18 protein-coding genes are annotated in these 18,535 nt (G+C 62.3%); 8 read left to right on the top strand and 10 right to left on the bottom strand.

The window, feature by feature from the left end; genetic code table 11:
* The first annotated feature begins 163 nt into the window (after window positions 1–163).
* The 3 genes from PQU92_RS01555 to PQU92_RS01545 all read left to right on the top strand — a co-directional run bounded on the left by PQU92_RS01555 (window position 164) and on the right by PQU92_RS01545 (window position 5,157).
* Window positions 164–1,738, top strand: a complete 1,575-nt coding sequence (locus tag PQU92_RS01555; protein WP_272746456.1) for an amino acid permease — start codon at window positions 164–166, stop codon at window positions 1,736–1,738.
* A gap of 137 nt (window positions 1,739–1,875) precedes the next feature.
* A complete protein-coding gene (hrpB, locus tag PQU92_RS01550; protein ID WP_272746455.1) occupies window positions 1,876–4,338 on the top strand; it encodes an ATP-dependent helicase HrpB in 2,463 nt (820 codons plus the stop codon).
* A gap of 60 nt (window positions 4,339–4,398) precedes the next feature.
* Window positions 4,399–5,157 (top strand): glutathione S-transferase, encoded by a 759-nt coding sequence (locus PQU92_RS01545; protein WP_272746454.1) that lies wholly within the window; start codon window positions 4,399–4,401, stop codon window positions 5,155–5,157.
* Here the strand turns inward: PQU92_RS01545 and PQU92_RS01540 are convergent.
* The 6 genes from PQU92_RS01540 to PQU92_RS01515 form a co-directional block, all read right to left on the bottom strand.
* Window positions 5,148–5,273, bottom strand: a complete 126-nt coding sequence (locus tag PQU92_RS01540) for a hypothetical protein (RefSeq protein ID WP_272746453.1) — start codon at window positions 5,271–5,273, stop codon at window positions 5,148–5,150. The genes PQU92_RS01545 and PQU92_RS01540 overlap by 10 nt on opposite strands.
* An 11-nt stretch (window positions 5,274–5,284) precedes the next feature.
* A complete protein-coding gene (locus PQU92_RS01535) occupies window positions 5,285–5,416 on the bottom strand; it encodes a hypothetical protein (RefSeq protein WP_272746452.1) in 132 nt (43 codons plus the stop codon).
* Window positions 5,417–5,640: 224 nt separating this feature from the next.
* The gene (locus PQU92_RS01530; RefSeq protein ID WP_272746451.1) at window positions 5,641–5,850 is read right to left on the bottom strand and encodes a hypothetical protein; all 210 of its coding nucleotides are present in this window, start codon (window positions 5,848–5,850) and stop codon (window positions 5,641–5,643) included.
* An 85-nt stretch (window positions 5,851–5,935) separates the two neighbouring features.
* Window positions 5,936–6,727, bottom strand: a complete 792-nt coding sequence (locus tag PQU92_RS01525; protein WP_272746450.1) for a TrmH family RNA methyltransferase — start codon at window positions 6,725–6,727, stop codon at window positions 5,936–5,938.
* A 4-nt stretch (window positions 6,728–6,731) separates the two neighbouring features.
* Window positions 6,732–7,664, bottom strand: coding sequence for a class I SAM-dependent methyltransferase (locus PQU92_RS01520; protein ID WP_272746449.1), 933 nt, complete (start codon window positions 7,662–7,664; stop codon window positions 6,732–6,734).
* A 39-nt stretch (window positions 7,665–7,703) separates the two neighbouring features.
* Complete coding sequence (locus PQU92_RS01515) at window positions 7,704–9,077, bottom strand: glycosyltransferase (protein ID WP_272746448.1); 1,374 nt, start codon at window positions 9,075–9,077, stop codon at window positions 7,704–7,706.
* A 202-nt stretch (window positions 9,078–9,279) separates the two neighbouring features.
* Between PQU92_RS01515 and PQU92_RS01510 the strand changes: the two genes are divergently transcribed.
* The 3 genes from PQU92_RS01510 (at window position 9,280) to PQU92_RS01500 (ending at window position 11,788) form a co-directional block, all read left to right on the top strand.
* Window positions 9,280–10,062 carry an ABC transporter substrate-binding protein gene (locus PQU92_RS01510; RefSeq protein WP_272746447.1) on the top strand — a complete coding sequence of 261 codons (783 nt, stop codon included), beginning with the start codon at window positions 9,280–9,282 and terminating at the stop codon, window positions 10,060–10,062.
* 62 nt (window positions 10,063–10,124) lie between these two features.
* The gene (locus PQU92_RS01505; protein ID WP_272746446.1) at window positions 10,125–11,051 is read left to right on the top strand and encodes a FecCD family ABC transporter permease; all 927 of its coding nucleotides are present in this window, start codon (window positions 10,125–10,127) and stop codon (window positions 11,049–11,051) included.
* Complete coding sequence (locus PQU92_RS01500) at window positions 11,048–11,788, top strand: ABC transporter ATP-binding protein (RefSeq protein ID WP_272746445.1); 741 nt, start codon at window positions 11,048–11,050, stop codon at window positions 11,786–11,788. The genes PQU92_RS01505 and PQU92_RS01500 overlap by 4 nt, the downstream gene beginning before the upstream one ends.
* On the opposite strand, the gene PQU92_RS01495 is transcribed toward PQU92_RS01500, so the two are convergent.
* Window positions 11,785–12,828: an NAD(P)H-dependent flavin oxidoreductase gene (locus PQU92_RS01495; protein ID WP_272746444.1), complete on the bottom strand. Its 1,044-nt coding sequence runs from the start codon at window positions 12,826–12,828 to the stop codon at window positions 11,785–11,787. The genes PQU92_RS01500 and PQU92_RS01495 overlap by 4 nt on opposite strands.
* A 275-nt stretch (window positions 12,829–13,103) precedes the next feature.
* On the bottom strand, window positions 13,104–15,266 hold the full coding sequence (locus tag PQU92_RS01490) for a lytic transglycosylase domain-containing protein (protein WP_272746443.1): 2,163 nt from the start codon (window positions 15,264–15,266) through the stop codon (window positions 13,104–13,106).
* A gap of 365 nt (window positions 15,267–15,631) precedes the next feature.
* Between PQU92_RS01490 and dapA the strand changes: the two genes are divergently transcribed.
* Both dapA and smpB read left to right on the top strand, forming a co-directional pair.
* Window positions 15,632–16,525 (top strand): 4-hydroxy-tetrahydrodipicolinate synthase, encoded by an 894-nt coding sequence (gene dapA, locus PQU92_RS01485; protein WP_272746442.1) that lies wholly within the window; start codon window positions 15,632–15,634, stop codon window positions 16,523–16,525.
* Window positions 16,526–16,999 (top strand): SsrA-binding protein SmpB, encoded by a 474-nt coding sequence (gene smpB / locus PQU92_RS01480; RefSeq protein ID WP_272746441.1) that lies wholly within the window; start codon window positions 16,526–16,528, stop codon window positions 16,997–16,999. It begins immediately after the preceding gene.
* 16 nt (window positions 17,000–17,015) lie between these two features.
* On the opposite strand, the gene PQU92_RS01475 is transcribed toward smpB, so the two are convergent.
* Entirely contained in the window at window positions 17,016–17,702 is a 687-nt protein-coding gene (locus PQU92_RS01475) for a hypothetical protein (protein ID WP_272746440.1), read from the bottom strand.
* Window positions 17,703–17,959: 257 nt separating this feature from the next.
* Window positions 17,960–18,535 carry a LabA-like NYN domain-containing protein gene (locus PQU92_RS01470; RefSeq protein WP_272746439.1) on the bottom strand — a complete coding sequence of 192 codons (576 nt, stop codon included), beginning with the start codon at window positions 18,533–18,535 and terminating at the stop codon, window positions 17,960–17,962.

Below are 18,535 nucleotides of genomic sequence, written 5' to 3'. Positions count from 1 at the left end.
TTTATGACGCATTTGCGAAGATGGTTGCAGATTGAACCTTTGCATTATAGTCTCGATTAAATCGACGTATCACACCGAAATGTCGGCAAAATTTTTGGGGGCTTGGCGGATTCCTAAAGGGGGGACTGCCTGAGCTTAAATCAAAGTTCATAAAGGGTGACAAATGAACACTTGGCGCATCAAGCCACTCGATGCGATTCTGGCGACGGCGGAGAAAAAATCGCTCCACCGTTCGCTCGGCGCATTTCAACTGACCATGCTGGGGATCGGCGCCATTATCGGCACCGGTATCTTCGTTCTGACCGCTGCCGCTGCTCAGAAGGCCGGGCCGGGGATGCTGTTTTCCTTTGTCGTCGCGGGCTTCGTCTGTGCCGTGGCGGCGCTGTGTTACTCGGAACTGGCCTCGATGGTGCCGGTGTCGGGTTCGGCCTATACCTACACCTACGCCGTTATGGGTGAACTTCTGGCCTGGACGGTTGGCTGGGCGCTGATTCTGGAATATGCGGTTGCCGCTTCGGCCGTGTGCGTCGGCTGGTCCGGCTACGTCATGGGGCTGCTGAAAAGTTATACCGGGTTTGAGTTACCCTATTTCCTTGCCGCGGGGCCGATCTGGGGCTGGTCGGGCACCTTGCCGACGGTTGATTTCACCCATGGTGTCGTCAACCTGCCGGCCATCATCGTGGCGTTGCTGGTGACGGGTCTTCTGGTCATCGGCACCAGCGAAAGCGCCAAGGTCAATGCGCTTCTGGTCGTCGTCAAGGTTACGGCGCTCACCGCCTTCATCGCGCTGAGCCTGCCGATCATCAAGGGCGAGAACTTCACCCCGCTGATGCCGACGGGTCTGATCGGTCCGGAAGGCCTCGGCGTCATCGGTGCCGCCGCGTCGATCTTCTTCGCCTATGTCGGGTTCGATGCCGTGTCGACCGCCGCCGAAGAAACCAAGAACCCGCAAAAGAACGTACCGATCGGCCTGATTGCCTCGCTCGGCATCTGTACGGTCTTCTATCTGCTGGTCGCGGCCGGCGTCATCGGTACGGTCGGCGCTCAGCCCCTGACCGTCAATGGCGTCGTCCTGTCGCCGGACTCCGCGGCCTTTTCGGAGGCCTGCCGTGCTGCCACCGAAGCCGGTAACGCCCCGATCGTCTGTTCGCGCGAAGCGCTGGCCGAGGTCCTGCGCATGAGCGGCTTTGAACAGGTCGGCAACCTGATCGGCGTCGCCGCCATGATCGCTCTGCCGTCGGTCATCCTGATGATGATCTATGGTCAGACGCGTATCTTCTTCGTCATGGCCCGCGACGGCCTGCTGCCGGAAAAGCTGGCTGACGTACACCCGAAGTTCAAGACGCCGTGGAAAATGACGATCTTTACCGGCCTCTGCGTCGCCATCGCCGGTGCTTTCTTCCCGGTCGGGCAACTGGCTGATATTTCGAACTCCGGTACGCTGTTCGCCTTCTTCATGGTGGCGATCGCCATCATGGTTCTGCGTATCAAGGAACCGAACCGTCATCGTCCGTTCAAGACGCCTCTGGTGTGGATCATCGCGCCTCTGGCCGCCCTCGGCTGCCTCGGCCTGTATCTGAACCTCCCGACAGTTGCCAAGATGGTGCTGCCGGTGTGGGGCGCCATCGGTCTGGTGATCTACTTCGCTTATAGCCGCCGTCATTCGCACGTCGGCAAGGGTCTGATCGAGGTCCACGAGGACGATGCCGATCTGCCGCCGCCACCGGCGACGACCTGATCCTGGATTCTTTACTGGTCGCATGCTTGACGCGAAAAACCGGTTTCCACTTTTTCGCAGCATGCTCTGATGAAAGCGCCCGGTTCCGCCGGGCGCTTTTTTCTTGCCGCGTGAAGGGACGCGGATTAGGCAGGGACATGCTGCCTATCGAAGAGATATTTCCTGCGCTCACGGCGTACCTTAGAGACCGGACGACGGCGATCATCATCGCGCCGCCGGGGGCGGGTAAAACGACAGGTGTGCCCCTGGCCCTGCTTGATGCCCCGTGGCTGGGCGGGCAGAAGATCGTCATGCTGGAGCCCCGCAGGCTGGCGGCGCGAGCGGCGGCCATGCGTATGGCTGAGACCCTGGGCGAGCCGGTCGGGCAAACCGTCGGGTTCCGGGTGCGCGGCGAAAGCAAAATATCCAAACAGACGCGTATCGAGGTCGTCACCGAAGGCGTCTTTTCGCGCATGATTGTAGACGACCCGGCGCTGGAGGGGATTGGCTGCGTCATTTTTGACGAATTCCACGAACGCAGCCTCGATGCCGATCTGGGTCTGGCCTTTGCCCGCGACAGTCAGGGCGTGCTTCGCGACGATCTGAGGCTGCTGGTCATGTCGGCGACTCTGGACGGTGAACGCGTGAAGGGCGTGCTGGATGACGCCGAGGTGTTCCACAGTCTGGGGCGCGCCTTCCCGGTGACGACGCACTATGTCGGTCGCGATCAGGCGGTGCGGCTTGAGGATGACGTCGCGAAGACCGTGCGCCGCGTGGCGCAAAAACTGACGCCGGAGCGCGCCGAGACCCTGCTGGTCTTCCTGCCGGGGCAGGGCGAAATCCACCGCGTGGCCTCAATCCTGTCCGAGAAAGGATTGCCGGACCATATTGATCTGCATAAACTTTACGGCGCGATGGACCCGCGCGATCAGTCGGCGGTTTTAAGCAAAAACAAACCCGGACGTCCACGCATCGTACTGGCCACCGCCATTGCCGAAACCTCGCTGACGCTCGACAAGGTGTCGATGGTCGTCGACAGCGGCTTAGCGCGATTGGGGCGGTTCGATCCGGCGCGTGGCGTGGTGCGGATGGTCACCGAGCGCGTCTCGAAGGCGTCGGCCGATCAGCGTCGGGGCCGCGCCGGGCGGACGCAAGCCGGGGACGCCTACCGCCTATGGGACGAGGAAAACGATCGGTCGCTGATCCCGTTTGCACGGCCGGAAATCCTTGAGACCGATCTGTCGCGGCTCGTGCTTGACCTGCGCCTGTGGGGCGCGAAATCGACCGAGGGTCTGGCCTTGCTCGACCACCCACCGAAGGCCGCATTTCAGGAAGCCGAATACCTGCTCAGAGGCCTTGGCGTGCTGGATGCCAAAGGCGATCTGACCGAGCATGGTCGGATGGTCGGACGGCTGCCGCTGTCGCCGCGACTGGCGCACATGCTGCTGCTGGCGGCGCGCGATGGCGTGGCCGAAACCGGGGCGGCGCTGGCGGCATTGTTGTCGGAAAACGGACTGGGTGGCAAGGCGGCGGACCTTGATCTGCGGCTGGAAGGCCTGAGCCGCGATCGCTCGCCCAAGGCATCGCAGGCGCGGCAACTGGCGCAAAACTGGGCACGACAGGCGCAGGCCCTGATCGGGGCCGCGAAAGGCAAAGCGAGTGCCAAACCGGCCCATGCTCTGCTGGCCGAATGTTTCCCCGAACGCGTGGCCAAGGCGCGCGGCAAGCCGGGAGAGTTTGTCATGGCCAATGGGCGGGGTGTCTATGTCGATGAGCACGATGGGCTGGCGAAGGCCGCCTATATTGCAGTCGGCGATCTTGGGGGCGGGGCGGGGCGTGACCGGGTTCTGCTGGCCGCGTCGTTGGCCGAAACCGAGATACTGGCTCTGTTTGCCGATCGGCTGGAGACGCGTGTCGTGCTGGAACGCAGCAGTGGAAAATTCAAGGCCGTCGAACAAAAGCGCCTTGGCGAACTGATCCTGTCGGCGCGGCCTCTGGCGCAGGTACCCACAGAATTGCTGATTGAAGCGGAAGTTGAGGAAATCCGTCAAAAAGGATTGAAAGCGCTTAAATTTTCGGAAAATGCCGAAAGCCTGCGTGAGCGCGTCAATTTCCTCCATACGCAGGACAACACGTGGCCGGATATGTCGGATGCCGCGCTCTTGGCGGGCCTGAGCGACTGGCTCGGCCCCTATGCGGCGGGCAAACCCTTGCTGTCGCTGTCGGCCAGCGACGTGTCGCAGGGGCTGCTGGGGCTGCTTGATTACGACCAGCAACGACACCTCGACCAGCTCGCGCCCGAAAGCCTGCGGTTGCCGACCGGTTCGGGTGCGCGAATTGATTACGCTGCCGAGGGCGGACCGCAGGTCTCGGTGCGGGTGCAGGAACTTTACGGCGTCACCCAGCATCCGACGGTTGGGCCGCATAAAACGCCCCTGACGCTGGCGCTTTTGTCGCCGGCGCATCGCCCCATTCAGATCACCCGCGATCTTCCCGCGTTCTGGAAAGGTACTTGGGCGGAGGTGCGGACCGATATGAAGGGCCGATATCCGCGCCACGTCTGGCCCGAAGACCCGGCCCATGCCGCGCCGACCACGCGGGCCAAACCCAGAGGAACCTAATCCCGCATTTAATCCATATGCCGGACATGGGCGTATTGTACGGGTTATCGGAGACACGCCATGATCACGGTCCATCATCTCAATAACTCCCGATCTCAACGCGTTCTGTGGCTGCTGGAAGAACTGGGGCTTGAGTACGAGGTCGTTCATTACGAGCGCGACGCCCGGATGTTCGCACCGCCGGAACTGAAGGACATCCATCCACTCGGCAAATCGCCGATCGTCGTCGATGGCGAGGTGGTGGTCGCCGAGACCGGCAATATCGTCGATTATATTCTGGAAACCTATGGGCGGGGACAATCCGAGCGCATTCCGAAAAGTGTGCAACGGTTTTCGGAATCAAATGCGCGATCAAATAAAAATTCAGAGCACGATTCCGATCCAAACGGAGCGGGATGTGCTCTGGTGCCAAGCGACCCGGCAGTGCGGCGGCAGATGACCTACTGGATGCACTATGCCGAAGGCTCGGCCATGCCCTTATTGCTGCTCAAGCTGGTAGCGTCGCAGATTCCCAAGCGTGTACCGTTCTTGATCAGGCCTATCGCGAAGCTTATTTCCGGCGGTCTGGAAAGATCCATGGTCGCGCCGGGTCTGACGGCGCATTTTGCCTTTTGGGAATCGTCGCTGGAGGCCACGGGCTGGTTTGCGGGCGACGCCCTGACCGCCGCCGATATCATGATGAGTTTTCCGCTGGAGGCGGCGGTTAGCCGTGCCGGAGCCGACAGCCTGCCGAACGTCACCGCGTTCCTCGCGCGCATTCATGGCTGGGACGCCTATAAACGCGCGCTGGAACGCGGCGGTGATTACGCTTACGCGTGATCCTGATGCGCCGGTGGGCGCGGCTTTTGCGGGTGGCCATCCTTGACGATGATGATGCAGGCCGACAGCGAAGCGGCGAGGGCACCGAGCAGGGCGAATTTCAAAACCGTTTTCATATCAGCGACCCCTACTTAGTGGTTTTATTGGTTTCGTGCTTTTCGGTGTGCGTCACGCTTGAGCCGCTGTCGGCATAGATGATGCAGCCGGACAGGGTAGCAGCCAGCGTGGCGGCGGCGATAAGTTTCAGCGCGAGTTTCATGAGATGGCTCCTTTTTCTTAAAGCGCATTGGCTACGCCGAACTCCGTTTCCGAAAAGTGTGTAGCGGTTTTCGGATATAAATGCGCGACAAACAAACAATTTGAACAAAGGGCCAAGTTCCCAACCCATGCCCCGTAACCAAGGCATAGGCGACCTTACCTGAACGCAGGCTGAATGACATTTTTGTAATGAAAATAGCCGGTTAAAGCTGACGGTTGAACCAATTAATATGACGCTGTTTTTTTAGTCCTGCGTTCGTAATATTGCTCGCAACGGCGATCGTCATAGACGCGGTCGCACCGCGGCTCCTCGTAGTTGGGTGGGGAGTCCTGATAATAGGCGTCATAGGCCGCTGGGGCGTCATAATGCGCGCAGGCCCCCAGCGCTATGACGGCCAGCCCTCCGATAACCCTTTTGATAATCGCTTTGGCCATGTTCGAAGCCTCTCTTTCGAGGCTTCAGGTTGCGCCATGCCCCGGAAAAGGCGAAATGGGAAAGCTTAACCGTGTTGTAAAACGTTTATAAGCCGCTGGCCGCATAGATCATGATGCCCGTGGCGACCGACAGGTTGAGGCTGTCGGCGCGGCCGCGCATGGGAATCTTGACGTGGGTGTCGCAGGTCGCGGCGATATCGGGTGTCAGGCCCGACTGCTCGGTCCCCATGAGGATCAGGGTCGGGCGACGATACGGCGCGCTGCGGTGATCGTGCTGGGCCGTCAGCAATGTGCCGACGACCGAACCGGTCCAGCGGGCGCGGTCCGCAATGAATTCTTCACGCGTGCATTTGACGATCGGCAGGGCGAAGATCGAACCCATGGTGGCGCGCACCGTTTCGACACTGAACGGATCGACGCAATCGCCGATCAGGATGACGCCGCCGATGGCTGCCGCGTCGGCGGTGCGGATGATCGTCCCCAGATTGCCGGGGTCGCGCACCTGCTCCAGCGCCACCCAAACGTCATTGGTCTTCGGATCGATATCGCTCAGGCGTTTGGTCAGTTGCGGAAACACCGCCAGCACCATCTGCGGGTTTTCCTTGCGCGCGACCTTTTCGAGAATTTCGCGTGTGACCTCCAGCACCTGACCGTTCGCTTTCAGCGTCGCATCGATGGCGCGCTCCAACAGGGGATGGTGGTCGGCGTCCTTACCATAGACCAGAATCTGCGGCGCGAAGCCCTGATCCAGCGCATCGATGATGATCTTGAGCCCTTCGGCCAGGAACTGCTGCGTCGCTTCGCGTTCCTTGCGCATGTGTAGCGCACGCAGATCCTTGATCGTCTGGTTGGTGAGTGAGGTTATTTGCTTAATCATAAACTTAGACCGGGTCTTTCATCCAGCGCGCGAAGAAGGACAGGCCGATTTCGCGCGGGGCGACCTCGCTGGCTTTCGCGCCTTTGGGCGTCTTGCCGTCTTCGATCAGGGTCAGTTCGCCATAGTCGATACGCCCCGGACGCTGGCCGATCGACTCGGCCATAAGGTGCGCCAGGGCTGGACCCGAGACGCGGGCGGCATAGGCGTTGAGCAGGAAGAAGGCGGCATCGTCCGACAGAAGTTGTGCGCACAGGCCGAGCATTTCGGGCAAGTCTTCGAACAGACGCCACACTTCACCGGTCGGGCCGCGGCCATATTTCGGGGGATCGAGAATAATGCCTTCGTATTTCGAGCCGCGCTTGACCTCGCGCTGCACATATTTGCGGGCGTCCTCGACGATCCAGCGGATGGGCGCATCTTCCATGCCCGACAGTGTCGCATTCTCGCGCGCATAGGTGACAGATTTTTTCGAAGCGTCGACGTGGGTCACCCGCGCCCCGGCCGCCGCGCAGACCAGGCTGGCGACGCCGGTGTAGCCGAACAGGTTCAGCACACGCGGCTGATCGTCACGCTTTTCGATGGCGGCCTTTTGCCAGGCCCAGTTGGCGGCCTGTTCCGGGAAGAAGGCGAGGTGACGGAACGAGGTGAAGCGCCCATAAAACTTCACCCGGTCATAGCCCAGCGCCCATTGATCGTCCGGGCGGCGGCGGAAGGCCCAGCGGCCGCCGTCCTCGTCTTCGTTTTCAGCGTCGAAGATGGCGTCGGCGGTATCCCACAGGGCCGGATATTTCGGCGACCACCAGCATTGCGGCTCGGGCCGGATGACCAGATAGTCGCCGTAGCGCTCAAGCTTTCGCCCGCCGCCGGAATCGACAAGGGCGTAGTCGCGCCACGGCGTCGTGCGCAGGGTCAGGGGATGGTCGCTGATCAGGGTCATGTTCCGGCACATAACCGCCTCAGCGGTTTCCGTCAAAGTTTATTCGGCATGGGCGTCTTCGGCGGGGCCGACCGGTTCGTGGTCGGTCTTGTCCCAGTGAAAGGGCCGGGTGACGAGCTGATAAAGGGCGAAGGCGGCGCTGATCGATTGCAGGGCCCAATAGACGGGCGCGTGCAGCAGATCGCCGGTCGTGAATACGACGCCGGCGCGCCGGGTGCCGGTTTTCAGGGCCCACAGGGCGCTGCCCGTGCCGATGATCAGCAGGGCCCAGTCCTGGAGCGGCAGGATAAACGGCCCGAACTCCAGCACCTGCAACAGGGCGTTGGCCAGCAAAAGCGCGGTGAACGGTGCATAGCACAGGGCCGAGAGGGCGCTGAGGCCGATCCCCACGCTCAGGGCGGCGGCGACGTCGGGGCGAAGATCCCTGAGGCGGCGGGTATGGACGATGATCGTCTGGATATAGCCCTTGATCCAGCGCGTCCGCTGCGGAATCCATGCCGTTAAGGTGGTTGGGGGGCTTTCCAGTGTCGGTGTGGCGATCAGGGCGCTGCGGTGGCCGTACTGCGCCAGACGCAGCCCCAGATCGGCGTCTTCGGTGACATTGTAGGCGTCCCAGGCACCTATGGCTTTCAGGACCGGGGCCTTGAAATGGTTGCTGGTGCCGCCGAGTGCGAACGGCAGCCCCCAGGCCTGAAACGCGGGCAGCAGGACGTCGAACTGCACGGCGTATTCGGCGGTGAACTGTTTCGAGATAAAGGTGTTGCCGCGCAGGGGCCGCAGCGGTGCCTGCAGGCAGGCGAGGTCCGCGGGGCCGGTCGCAAAGCGATGGGCGGCTTCGAGAAGCTGAGGCGGGCCGGGCTGATCCTCGGCATCGTAAATGACGATCAGGTCGCCCTGGGCCTGCGCCAGCGCGTGGTTCAGGGCGCGGGGCTTGGTACGCGGAAAACCGTGCGGCACCCGGACGACGCGCATATGGCTCAGGTCGGCCCTGGTGCTCAGCCGGTCCTCGAACGCGATTAGCGTCTCGTGATCGTCGTCCTCAAGCGCAAACAGGACCTCCAATCGGTCGCGCGGATAGACGAGGGCGTCGAGCGCCGCGGTCAGTTGCGGCACGATTTTCGCCTCCTTGTACAGGGCGACGATGACGCTATAGGTCGGCAGGTTTTCATTCGAGGCATCGAGAAAGGCATCGAAATCGCGCGCGCGCGGCGGTACGGTCGTGGCTAGGGCGCGCATGAGGGCGTTGACCATGAACAGGCCCCAGCACGTCCAGTACAGGACGCCGATCAGGCGGTCCGGGGTCCATAGGCTGGCGGCGGCCACCGCAACCGTCACCCCCGCGAAAAGAGCGAACTGCCAGACCGCCGGGCGCGACCGCGCTGAAAAACGGTCTTCCAGCGGGATGATCGTCACCTGCGGCTTTGCGGAATCGCGACGCGGCGCATATGATGGCCTTCGGCGGGCCGCGGCTTGGGTTTTGGGGCGTGCAGAGGTCTGTAGCGGCGGTACGATGGCAGTTTCCCCCTTGTCGCCGTCGCCGCAACTGCCGGACGATCTTTAGCCATATAAGACTGAAAACGAGGCTGTGGATAACCAATTTAGGGTAGTATTGGGCTTGAAAATTATCGCCTTTTGGTTGTGTCTTGCTGTGCCGGTCAGTGCGGCGCCCCTGCGCGTCGTGTCGCTGGACATGTGCGCCGATCAGTATGTGCTGGCCCTGTTGCCGAAGGACAGGATCGCGGGACTGTCTTTGCGCGCCCGTCATCAGGACGCTTATTTCAGGGATCGCGTCGGGGATTTGCCCCTGCGGCGGGCGACACTTGAAACCTTGCTGGCCGTGAAGCCCGATGCCGTGGTGCGGACCTGGGGTGGCGATGCTAAGCTTCTCAAAGGACTGGAAGCGCGGGGGATTAAAATAATTCAGATCAACGATGTGAATAATTTTTCTCAGGCCGCAGACGAAGTGAAATCGGTGGCGCAAAGTCTGGGTGTGCCGCAGGTGGGGCTTCGGGAAACTGCCCGGATGTCCGCCGCCCTGACCGCGATCGGCACGCCGGCAAAACCGCGTCGGGTCCTCTATTATACACCGTCCGGGTTTTCGGCGGGTAGGTCGACCTGGGTGGGGCAATTGATCGCGGCGACCGGCAACGAACTGGTCGCCGGTCAGGATTTTTTCTATTATCTGTCGCCGGAAACTTTTTTGAGCGCCCGTGCCGATGTTTACGCGCTGGGCTTTTACGCCGACGCCTACGCCATGCGCCGCGCCCCGGGACGACATCCGCTGGTACGTGAACGCATCAACAAAGCACCGCACGTGACGATCCCCAGCCCTATGCTGGCGTGCAGCGCGTGGTACGCCGCCTTTGACCTGCCGAAACTGGCCGAAAGACTGAGATGAGACGAAACGGGTTTTTGATAGCGGGATTGATCCTTGTCGGACTTGGGGCGGTTGCGGGGCTGATGGCTTTGGGTGACGTGCCCTTGTCGGCGGCGGATTATGCCGAGGCGTTCCGCGCACCGGACAGCATTCCGGCGCAGATCCTGTGGCAGATACGCCTGCCGCGAAATCTGTGCGGCTTTCTGGTGGGGGCGATGCTGGGTGTGGCAGGGGCGATCTCACAGGGCTATTTCCGCAATCCTCTGGCTGAGCCCGGTATCATGGGCGTCTCGGCAGGGGCAGGTCTTGGGGCGGCGGTGGCCATCGTTCTGGGGCTAGGCCTGACATCATGGGGCGTCGAAGGGTTCGCGCTTTTGTTTTCGGGACTGATTTCGCTGATCATTCTGGCGTTTGTAGCGAAGTTTCCCGATCGGCAGGCGTTGATTCTGCTCGGCGTCGGGCTGTCCAGCCTGTGCGGGGCACTGATGGCGCTGGTGTTCAACCTGTCGCCATCACCGGTGACGACCGCCGAAATCCTCGGCTGGATGATGGGCTCGGTCGAAAACCGCAGTTGGGAAGATGCGGGTCTGGCCTTGATCGGGTTGGTCGTGGCCGGATGTCTGGTGGTGCGACTGGGGCGCGGCTTGCGGTTGCTCAGCCTCGGCGAAGACACGGCGCGTTCGCAGGGCGTCAATGTCCGGATGGTAGCGGCATTGTCGGTGCTGGCCATCAGCGTTCTGGCCGGGTTGTCGGTGGCGGTGGCTGGGGTGATCGGCTTTGTCGGTCTGGCGGCACCGCATTTTGTGCGCACCTTCGGCATCCGCGATCCATATAGCCTGATCGGGCCGTCGGGGCTGGCGGGTGGGGTGATGGTCCTGCTGGCCGACGCCCTGATCCGGCTTTTGCCGTCGAGCACGGATATACGTCTGGGAGTCCTGACCTCGCTGATCGGGGCGCCGCTGTTTGCGCTGCTGGCATGGAAAAGCGCGAACCAATGGGTGAGCCAATGATCGAGGTTTCCGCGCTTGAAGTTCGCATTGGCGCTACCGTGGCCGTGGCCTCGGTCGAGGCCCGGTTCGACGCAGGCCGCCTTTACGGCGTGGTCGGGCCGAACGGGTCCGGCAAGACGACGCTGATCCGCGCCCTGACCGGCTTGCTGACGCCCGAGGCGGGTGAGGTGCGGGTCGAGGGTCATGATGTGGCGTCACTTTCGTTGGCACAGCGGGCGGCGCGGATCGGCTATCTGCCGCAGGAACGCACCATCGCCTGGGATCTGAGTGTAGCCGAGATCGTGCGGCTGGGGACAAAGGACGGGAATGAGGCGGTGGTGGGCGAGGTTCTGACGCAGGTCGGGCTTGAGACGCTGGCAAATCGCGGCGTGTTTTCGCTGTCGGGCGGGCAGCGGGCGCGGGCGCTGCTGGGGCGGCTTCTGGCGACGAGGTGTCCGGTTCTGTTGCTCGATGAACCCCTGATGGCGCTCGACCCGGCGTGGCAGCGGCAGGTGCTGCTGATCCTGAAAGACATGGCGGCGCGGGGCCACACGGTGATCGCCAGCCTGCATGACCTCGGTCTGGCGGCGCAGTTTTGCGACGCGGTTTGTGTGATGCGAGACGGACGTGTGGCGGCGTTCGGTGCGCCGGAACAGGCCTTTACGCCGGAGGTTCTGGCGGAAGTGTTTGGCCTTTCGGGTGAGTTGCGCACTGAAGCCGAAGGTCTGGCCCTGCATCTGGCGGCGCGGCCACTTTAGGTTCCCATCTCTCGCGCCAACGCTGCCATAAGCTCGGCGGTGGATAGGGACCGCGCCAGCGGTGCGCCCTGACCAGCCCATTGCGCGCCGAACCCGCCTTCGCCCTTGGCTTTGGCGGCGGCGTTGAGCGCCTTGCCCGCGTCGTAGGCGATGGGATAGTCCGGCGGCGTGCCCGTGGTTGCCTGTCCGAACGCGGTGAACCGGTTGGCGAGGCACCGCGCCGGACGACCTGAGATGGCGCGGGTCATTAGAGTGTGGGCGTCGGGGTTCATAAGGGCCGCGCGATAGGCGGCATCGGCGCTGCTTTCCGGGCAGGCGATGAAGGCGGTGCCCAGTTGCGCGGCGACGGCCCCAAGGTCCAGCGCGGCCCGGATGCCGTACCCGTTCATAATCCCCCCGGCGGCGATAATCGGGAGCTTGCACCGACTGACCAGCAACCGGGTGAGGACCAACGACGTCAGTTCGTCGTCGCGCGCGTCGGGATCGAACATGCCGCGATGACCGCCCGCTTCGAAGCCCTGCGCCACAATGCCGTCGAGCCCGGCGGTTTCGATGGCCTGCGCCTCCGTCAGATTGGTCGCCGTGGCCAGCAGGACGCACCCGGCGGCTTTCAGGGCGGCGATGCGGCGGGCGTCGGGCAGGCCGAAATGGAAGCTGACGACTGGCGGTGCGGCCTCGACCAGAACCGCCAGCAGGTCGTCGTCTTCGGCGAAGCTTTTGTAGATCGGACGAATGCTGTTCGGCGGCACGGCGTCATAGTCGGCAAACAGCGGCGACAAGGCCCCAAGCCACATGGCTTCGCGGATGGGATCGGGCTGCGGCGACGCGTGGACGAAGACATTGACGTTGAAGGCGCGGTCGGTTTGCCTGCGGACCGCTTCGATCATGACGCGGGCTGTGGCGGGATCGCTGGCCCCGATGGCGATGGAGCCCAATCCGCCTGCGTTCGATACCGCCGCGGCCATCTCCGGCGTCGATACCCCGGCCATCGGAGCCTGAATGATCGGCAGGTTGAGGTTCAGACGGTGCAGGAGCGTCATGGTTGGCGGGCTTTGCGGCGAATTGAAAGACGTCACAGATTAAGTTTGCACCGATGAGCGAGGATTGATAACGGGCAAAATGCCTGTATCCGTTCGGTCAGTGGGCTTATCCGAAATCGCATTTCCGATTATCAGAAAGATATCTCCCGCCAGCGTCCAGACAACTATCTTTTTCCCAAAAGCGGGTCAGGGACGGGGCCAGCCAGACGCTGGCGACGATCAACGAAGCGGCGAGGCTGCCGACGGCAAAGGCAATCATTTTGAGGCGTGAAATCCTACTCACCCGCCTTGGCCTTGAGGTCGTTGTAATTGACAGGCCCGGTCGGCAGCGACCCCGTGTCCGACGCATCGTCGGCGTCGGGTGTATAGAGGATGATCATGCCGCGTTTGAGGTCCGCCATCGGCGTCAGCGGCGCGGTGCCCCCGTTCAGGCGCGCCCGATAGACCACCGTGTTTTCCATTACCCGCATCATATAGTTGCGCGTTTCGGTAAACGGCGTGCATTCGATGAAGCTCAGCGGATCGGCGGTTTCGCCGCGCGGGTCGCCGCAATCGACGATCCACTGCGGTGGACGGCCCGGCCCGGCATTGTAACCGGCAGCGGCCATGACATACGACCCGCCGAAGCGATCGACCAGTTCACCGAGGTGATAGGCTCCCAACTGCATATTGTAGTCGGGCTGGTACAGCATCGAATCTGAGTAGGTCAGCGACATGCGGCGGGCGACGGCCTTCGCGGTCGGCGGGATGAGCTGCATCATGCCGCGGGCATTGGCGCCCGACCGCACCATCGGGTCGAAGCCCGATTCCTGACGCGTGATGGCCAGCACGAACGCCCCTTCGGGGGATTTGACGGCGGGCAGGGCGCGCAACGGATAGGCGCGCTCGGGCAAATAGAAGCCGCGCTGCTGCGCCACACGGGCGACGCGCATGGCCAGATCCTGCGTGCCGTAGGTGCCGGCCAGATCGACCAGCAGCGCCTGTTCCTCGGCATTGGGCAGGACGTCGTCCAAGGCCAGAACCAACGCGTTGAACAGGTCGCGTTCGCCCGCCTGACCGAGGATTTTGGCGGCCTTGACCATGTCGCGATTATTGAAGCGTGCGCGGTCTTCGGGCGTCGGCACCGGCTCCTTACCGAGCGTGATCGAGGTCTTGCCCGCCTTTTCGGCAGCCAGTTGCCCGTAGAAGGCGTAGATGAACTGCCCGCCTTCGACGTAGTTGGCGTGGGCCTTTTCAGCGTCGCCCGCCTGACCGCGCGCCTCGTAGGCGCGGCCCAGCCAGTAGTGGGCGCGGCCGCGCGTGATCGGCGAGGTTCCAGCCTCCTTCACCTTTTCGAAGTGCGACACGGCCAGATCGGGGCGGTTGAGCTTGATCAGCGCCGTCCACCCGGCGAAGAACTCGCCCTCGGCCTTCTTTTCGCCGTTGGGGAAGCCACCACCCTTCATGGCGTCGTAGGCGGCCTGATAGTTGCGGGCCTTGAGCGCCACGCGGAAGTAGCTGAGGCGCTCGGTCCACAGATTGGTGATCGCGGCTTCGGACGCCGGGGCGGGCGGCAGGTCGGCCAGCAGACCGAAGCCCAGCGCCTCAAGCTTCTGACGGCGCAGGAAACGCAGGCGCTCATAGGCCAGCACCGGATTGCGCGGGCTGACGGTGAGGGCGGCTTCATACAGCGTCGTCGCCGAGGCCGAACCCGACCGTAAAGCCATGACGGCGGTGGCAACCTGACGGCTGGTTTCGTCGACCAGCGGCAGCATGGCATTGGTGGCCGGGCCCTGCGTACCCAGCAGCAGCGTGTTCAGACGCGCCTTGTGGTCGTCAGGCGTAAGGTAGCGCACGAAACTGGCCTGAAAGCGTGACTGATCGGTCAGGTCGAAGGCCTGATCGCGCCACCATGATTTGGCCAGGGTCGCGGCTTCGGTCGTCTGCCCCTGACGTTCATAGGCCGAAATCAACGCCATCGCCCCATCGACGGTCAGGGGCGGTGCCCCCTTGAACCAGTCGATCGTCTGTTGCGGCGTCATCCCGGAATTGAGTATCTGTTTTTCGGCGGCGATCTGGCGCTTCTGCTCGCGCGGCCAGCCCCATAGATCGCGGCGCGCGCCGTCCAGAGCGGCAAAGCCGTAGATGTCACCGTCATTGGTGATGATCGACCACAGGACGATCTTTTTGGCGACGGGGTCGCTGATCGAGGTGCGAAGCGAATCCGCCAGAGCAAAATTCTTCGACCGCGCGGCGGCCAGGGCCTGCTTCATCGCGGCGGAATCGGCTTCGGAAATCAGGCCCGCGACATAGGGCTGCGGCGCGGACGGGGTCGAGCCGTCTTGCGCCATCACCGGCGAGAGGGCCGCGCACGACAAGGCAATCAGGCTGACCCCCAGGGCGGCGCGAAAGGCGATATGGCGCGTCACCGCTTTGAAAGGGCCTGAGTTTTGCGTCATGCGGGAACCTCTGTCAGTTTTGAAATATATGGCCGCCGTTTCCGGCGTAAATATGAACCTTCTCGTCTCTTAGCCCGATTTTCGGGCCGCACGCATCACAGATCGATCACAAAAACTGTTTGTAGATAAAGGTGGCGAATAACATGCCGCAGCGCAACCGAAACCGTGGCGGCTGTTTTTCTTTTTATAAAGTCGTTGCAGCAAATCCATTGTGGTTTTAAGGCTCTTTTCCGCAGCACGTCCCGATCCAAGCGGATCGGAAACGCGCTTTATATTTTTTATCTCAACGCGCATTTGAGTCCGAAAACCGTTACACACTTTTCGGAATGCGCTCTAATTGACGCCTGCATCAGGACACGACTCTCATGACCACCGCCGACCGAATTCCCCTGTTTTCCGGAGTGATTACCGCTCTGGTGACGCCGTTCAAAGACGGTCAGGTGGATTATGTCGCGTTCAAACAACTGGTCGAGACGCAGATAAACGCGGGCGTTCACGGCGTGGTGCCGGTCGGTACGACGGGCGAAACCTCGACGCTCTCGATGGAAGAGCACAAGGAAATCGTGCGCCTCTGCGTCGAAACCGCTGCCGGGCGCATCAAGGTCATCGCCGGGGCCGGGTCGAACAATACGCTTGAGACGCTCGAACTGGCACAACACGCCAAGGCCGTCGGCGCCGATGCCGTGCTGGTCGTCGTGCCCTATTACAACAAGCCGTCGCAGGAGGGTTTGTATCAGCATTTCAAGGCCTTGAACGATTCGGTGCAGATCCCGGTCATGCTGTACAACGTCCCCGGCCGCACCGTGATCGACATGTCGAACGAGACCATCGTGCGCCTGTCGAAGCTGCCCAATATCGTCGGCATCAAGGACGCTACGGGCGATCTGGTCCGTATGAGCCAGCTTCGTATTGAGATCGAGCCGGGCTTTGCCTTCATCTCCGGCGACGATCCGACCCTGCTGGGCTATATCGCCCACGGCGGTCACGGGGTGATTTCCGTCACCTCGAACGTCGCACCCGCCGAAATGGTCGCGCTCTACAATGCCGCTGCGGCGGGCGATTTCGCCACGGCGCGCGACTGGCAGGACAAGCTGATCACCCTGCACAAGGTGCTGTTCGCCGACGCCTCGCCGTCGCCGACCAAGTACGCGCTCAGCCAGTTGGGCCAAACGACCGACGAGGTGCGCTTGCCGATCGTGGCCTGCTCCGACGCCGTGCGGCCTCTGGTCGATGCGGCCATGAAACAGGCAGGGCTGTAAGTGGCCGAACCTCAGTCCAACTACAAGCAGATCGCCGACAACCGTCGGGCGCGGTTCGACTACTTCCTCGAAAACAATACCGAGGCGGGGATCATGCTGACCGGGACCGAGGTCAAGTCGCTGCGTCAGGGGCGCGCCAATATCGCCGAGTCCTACGTCTCGATCGAAAACGGCGACGAACTGGTGCTGATCAATGCCGACATCCCGCACTACGGCTTCGCCAACCGCTTCAACCACGATCCGCGCCGGCATCGCAAACTGCTGATGCACCGGCGCGAGATCGCGCGCTTCATGATCGCCGTGCAGCGTGAAGGCATGACCATCATCCCGACGAAGCTCTACTTCAACGACAAGGGCATGGTGAAGGTCGAGATCGCGCTCGCCAAGGGCAAGAAGCTGCACGATAAGCGCGAAACCGAGGCCAAACGCGACTGGGGTCGCGAAAAGGCGCGCCTGATGAAGGATCACGGTTAGAGTTCACCGGGGTGTCTCAAGGTCCGGCCCCGAGGGTGAACGGTATTCTGGGCGGGCGTTTGGCAGCGGGATTATCGTAAGGCCTGTCCGGATCGTAGGGCGCGCCGTCGGGCCAGAACCCCGTCACCTCGGCCTTGTCCATGGCATCGCCATCTTCGACGATCTGAGGCCGGTTGGGATCGAAGGGCGTACCATCGTCGAAATAGCCCTTGAAGGCGTCGCGCTTGTATTTCATGGCCAGCAGCTTCTCGTAAAGCTGCTGTCCGTAGCTGTCCTGCGGTTTGTCGGCCTCGATTTCGCGTTCAAGCTCGTCGAACTGGGCCGCCGTGAGCGGTTTGGGCGGCGCGTAAAGCTGCGTCCACAGGCGCTCGGTGGCCAGAATGAACCGCCCGGCGCGCTCGCCTTCGAGAAAATCGGTCGGTTTGGGCAGGGCGCGAACGGCCTGAACGATCAGGTCCGCCTGATCGCGCAGCCTTTGACGTGCCGGACGGATGGTCTCGCGCTGATCGGGTCGAGTGACGCGCATCAGCACCACATCGGCAACGCGGATCATGCGGACGGCGCGCTCGCCGTCGAGATAGGTTTCCGGCAGGTCTATGCCCTCGATGGCTTCGGCGATTTCGGACGCGAAGGCGCGCAATTCCGCGCGGCGCTGTCTCAGCGCGCGGGCGTCGTCGTCCGGGTCAAAGCCATGATCGTCCATCGTGCCATGGTACGCTTAGGCGTCCGGACGGGTATAAGGTAAGCGTCTCCACGGATGGTCTTAAATCCTTCCCCGTTTACGGGGAAGGTGCCGAGCCTGCGAGGCGGAAGGGGGAAACTGTAGAGCATTCCAAACGTCTGCCGTGTCTGTTGAGCCTCCGCTGCCCCTTCCGACGCCCGATCGCAAGTGCGATCGTTCGCCACCTTCCCCGTAAACGGGGAAGGATGTAAAATTCTGTGTGGGGAAGGTTTCGGACCCTAGTCCTCGAAATCTTCGGCGAACTTGGGCCCGGTGTTCTGCTGCTGGCGCGGGCGGCCGACGACGCTGGCCAGATCGGCCAGATCGACGAAGGTGTCGGCCTGACGGCGCAGTTCGTCCGACGTCATCGGCGGTTGCGACTTGACGGTCGAGACGACCGTGACGCGGCAGCCCTTGCGCTGAACGGCTTCGATCAGGCGGCGGAAGTCGCCGTCGCCGGAAAACAGGACCAGATGATCGGCGTGATCGGCGATTTCCATCATGTCGCAGGCGATTTCGATGTCCATGTCGCCGCGCCAGCGCTTGCGGCCCTGCGCGTCCGTATATTCCTTGGCGGTCTTGGTCACCAGCGAGAAGCCGTTATAGTCGAGCCAGTCGACCAGCGGGCGGATCGGCGAATAATCGTCGCCTTCGACCAGGGCGGTGTAGTAATAGGCGCGCACAAGGATGCCGCGCTTGCGAAATTCGTCGAGGAGTTTACGATAATCGATGTCGAAATTGAGCGCCTTGGCGGCTGAATAAAGATTGGCGCCGTCGATGAAAAGCGCAATTTTATCGGTGGGATAAAAGCTCAT

Origin of the sequence: Asticcacaulis aquaticus (genome assembly GCF_028550415.1) — a bacterium.
GTDB classification, from domain to species: domain Bacteria; phylum Pseudomonadota; class Alphaproteobacteria; order Caulobacterales; family Caulobacteraceae; genus Asticcacaulis; species Asticcacaulis aquaticus.
The sequence above is the reverse complement of the archived record's forward strand: the minus strand, read 5'-3'. Positions and strand labels throughout refer to the sequence as shown.

Bases quoted from the DNA above. Each gene is read 5' to 3' on its own strand.
- PQU92_RS01470 (WP_272746439.1), bottom strand. From the start codon at position 18,535: ATGAGCTTTTATCCCACCGATAAAATTGCGCTTTTCATCGACGGCGCC.
- PQU92_RS01500 (WP_272746445.1), top strand. From the start codon at position 11,048: ATGATCGAGGTTTCCGCGCTTGAAGTTCGCATTGGCGCTACCGTGGCC.
- hrpB (WP_272746455.1), top strand. From the start codon at position 1,876: ATGCTGCCTATCGAAGAGATATTTCCTGCGCTCACGGCGTACCTTAGA.
- PQU92_RS01530 (WP_272746451.1), bottom strand. From the start codon at position 5,850: ATGGCCAAAGCGATTATCAAAAGGGTTATCGGAGGGCTGGCCGTCATA.
- PQU92_RS01555 (WP_272746456.1), top strand. From the start codon at position 164: ATGAACACTTGGCGCATCAAGCCACTCGATGCGATTCTGGCGACGGCG.
- PQU92_RS01545 (WP_272746454.1), top strand. From the start codon at position 4,399: ATGATCACGGTCCATCATCTCAATAACTCCCGATCTCAACGCGTTCTG.
- PQU92_RS01490 (WP_272746443.1), bottom strand. From the start codon at position 15,266: ATGACGCAAAACTCAGGCCCTTTCAAAGCGGTGACGCGCCATATCGCC.
- PQU92_RS01505 (WP_272746446.1), top strand. From the start codon at position 10,125: ATGGCTTTGGGTGACGTGCCCTTGTCGGCGGCGGATTATGCCGAGGCG.
- dapA (WP_272746442.1), top strand. From the start codon at position 15,632: ATGACCACCGCCGACCGAATTCCCCTGTTTTCCGGAGTGATTACCGCT.
- PQU92_RS01520 (WP_272746449.1), bottom strand. From the start codon at position 7,664: ATGACCCTGATCAGCGACCATCCCCTGACCCTGCGCACGACGCCGTGG.
- PQU92_RS01495 (WP_272746444.1), bottom strand. From the start codon at position 12,828: ATGACGCTCCTGCACCGTCTGAACCTCAACCTGCCGATCATTCAGGCT.
- PQU92_RS01525 (WP_272746450.1), bottom strand. From the start codon at position 6,727: ATGATTAAGCAAATAACCTCACTCACCAACCAGACGATCAAGGATCTG.
- PQU92_RS01475 (WP_272746440.1), bottom strand. From the start codon at position 17,702: ATGGACGATCATGGCTTTGACCCGGACGACGACGCCCGCGCGCTGAGA.
- PQU92_RS01535 (WP_272746452.1), bottom strand. From the start codon at position 5,416: ATGAAACTCGCGCTGAAACTTATCGCCGCCGCCACGCTGGCTGCTACC.
- PQU92_RS01540 (WP_272746453.1), bottom strand. From the start codon at position 5,273: ATGAAAACGGTTTTGAAATTCGCCCTGCTCGGTGCCCTCGCCGCTTCG.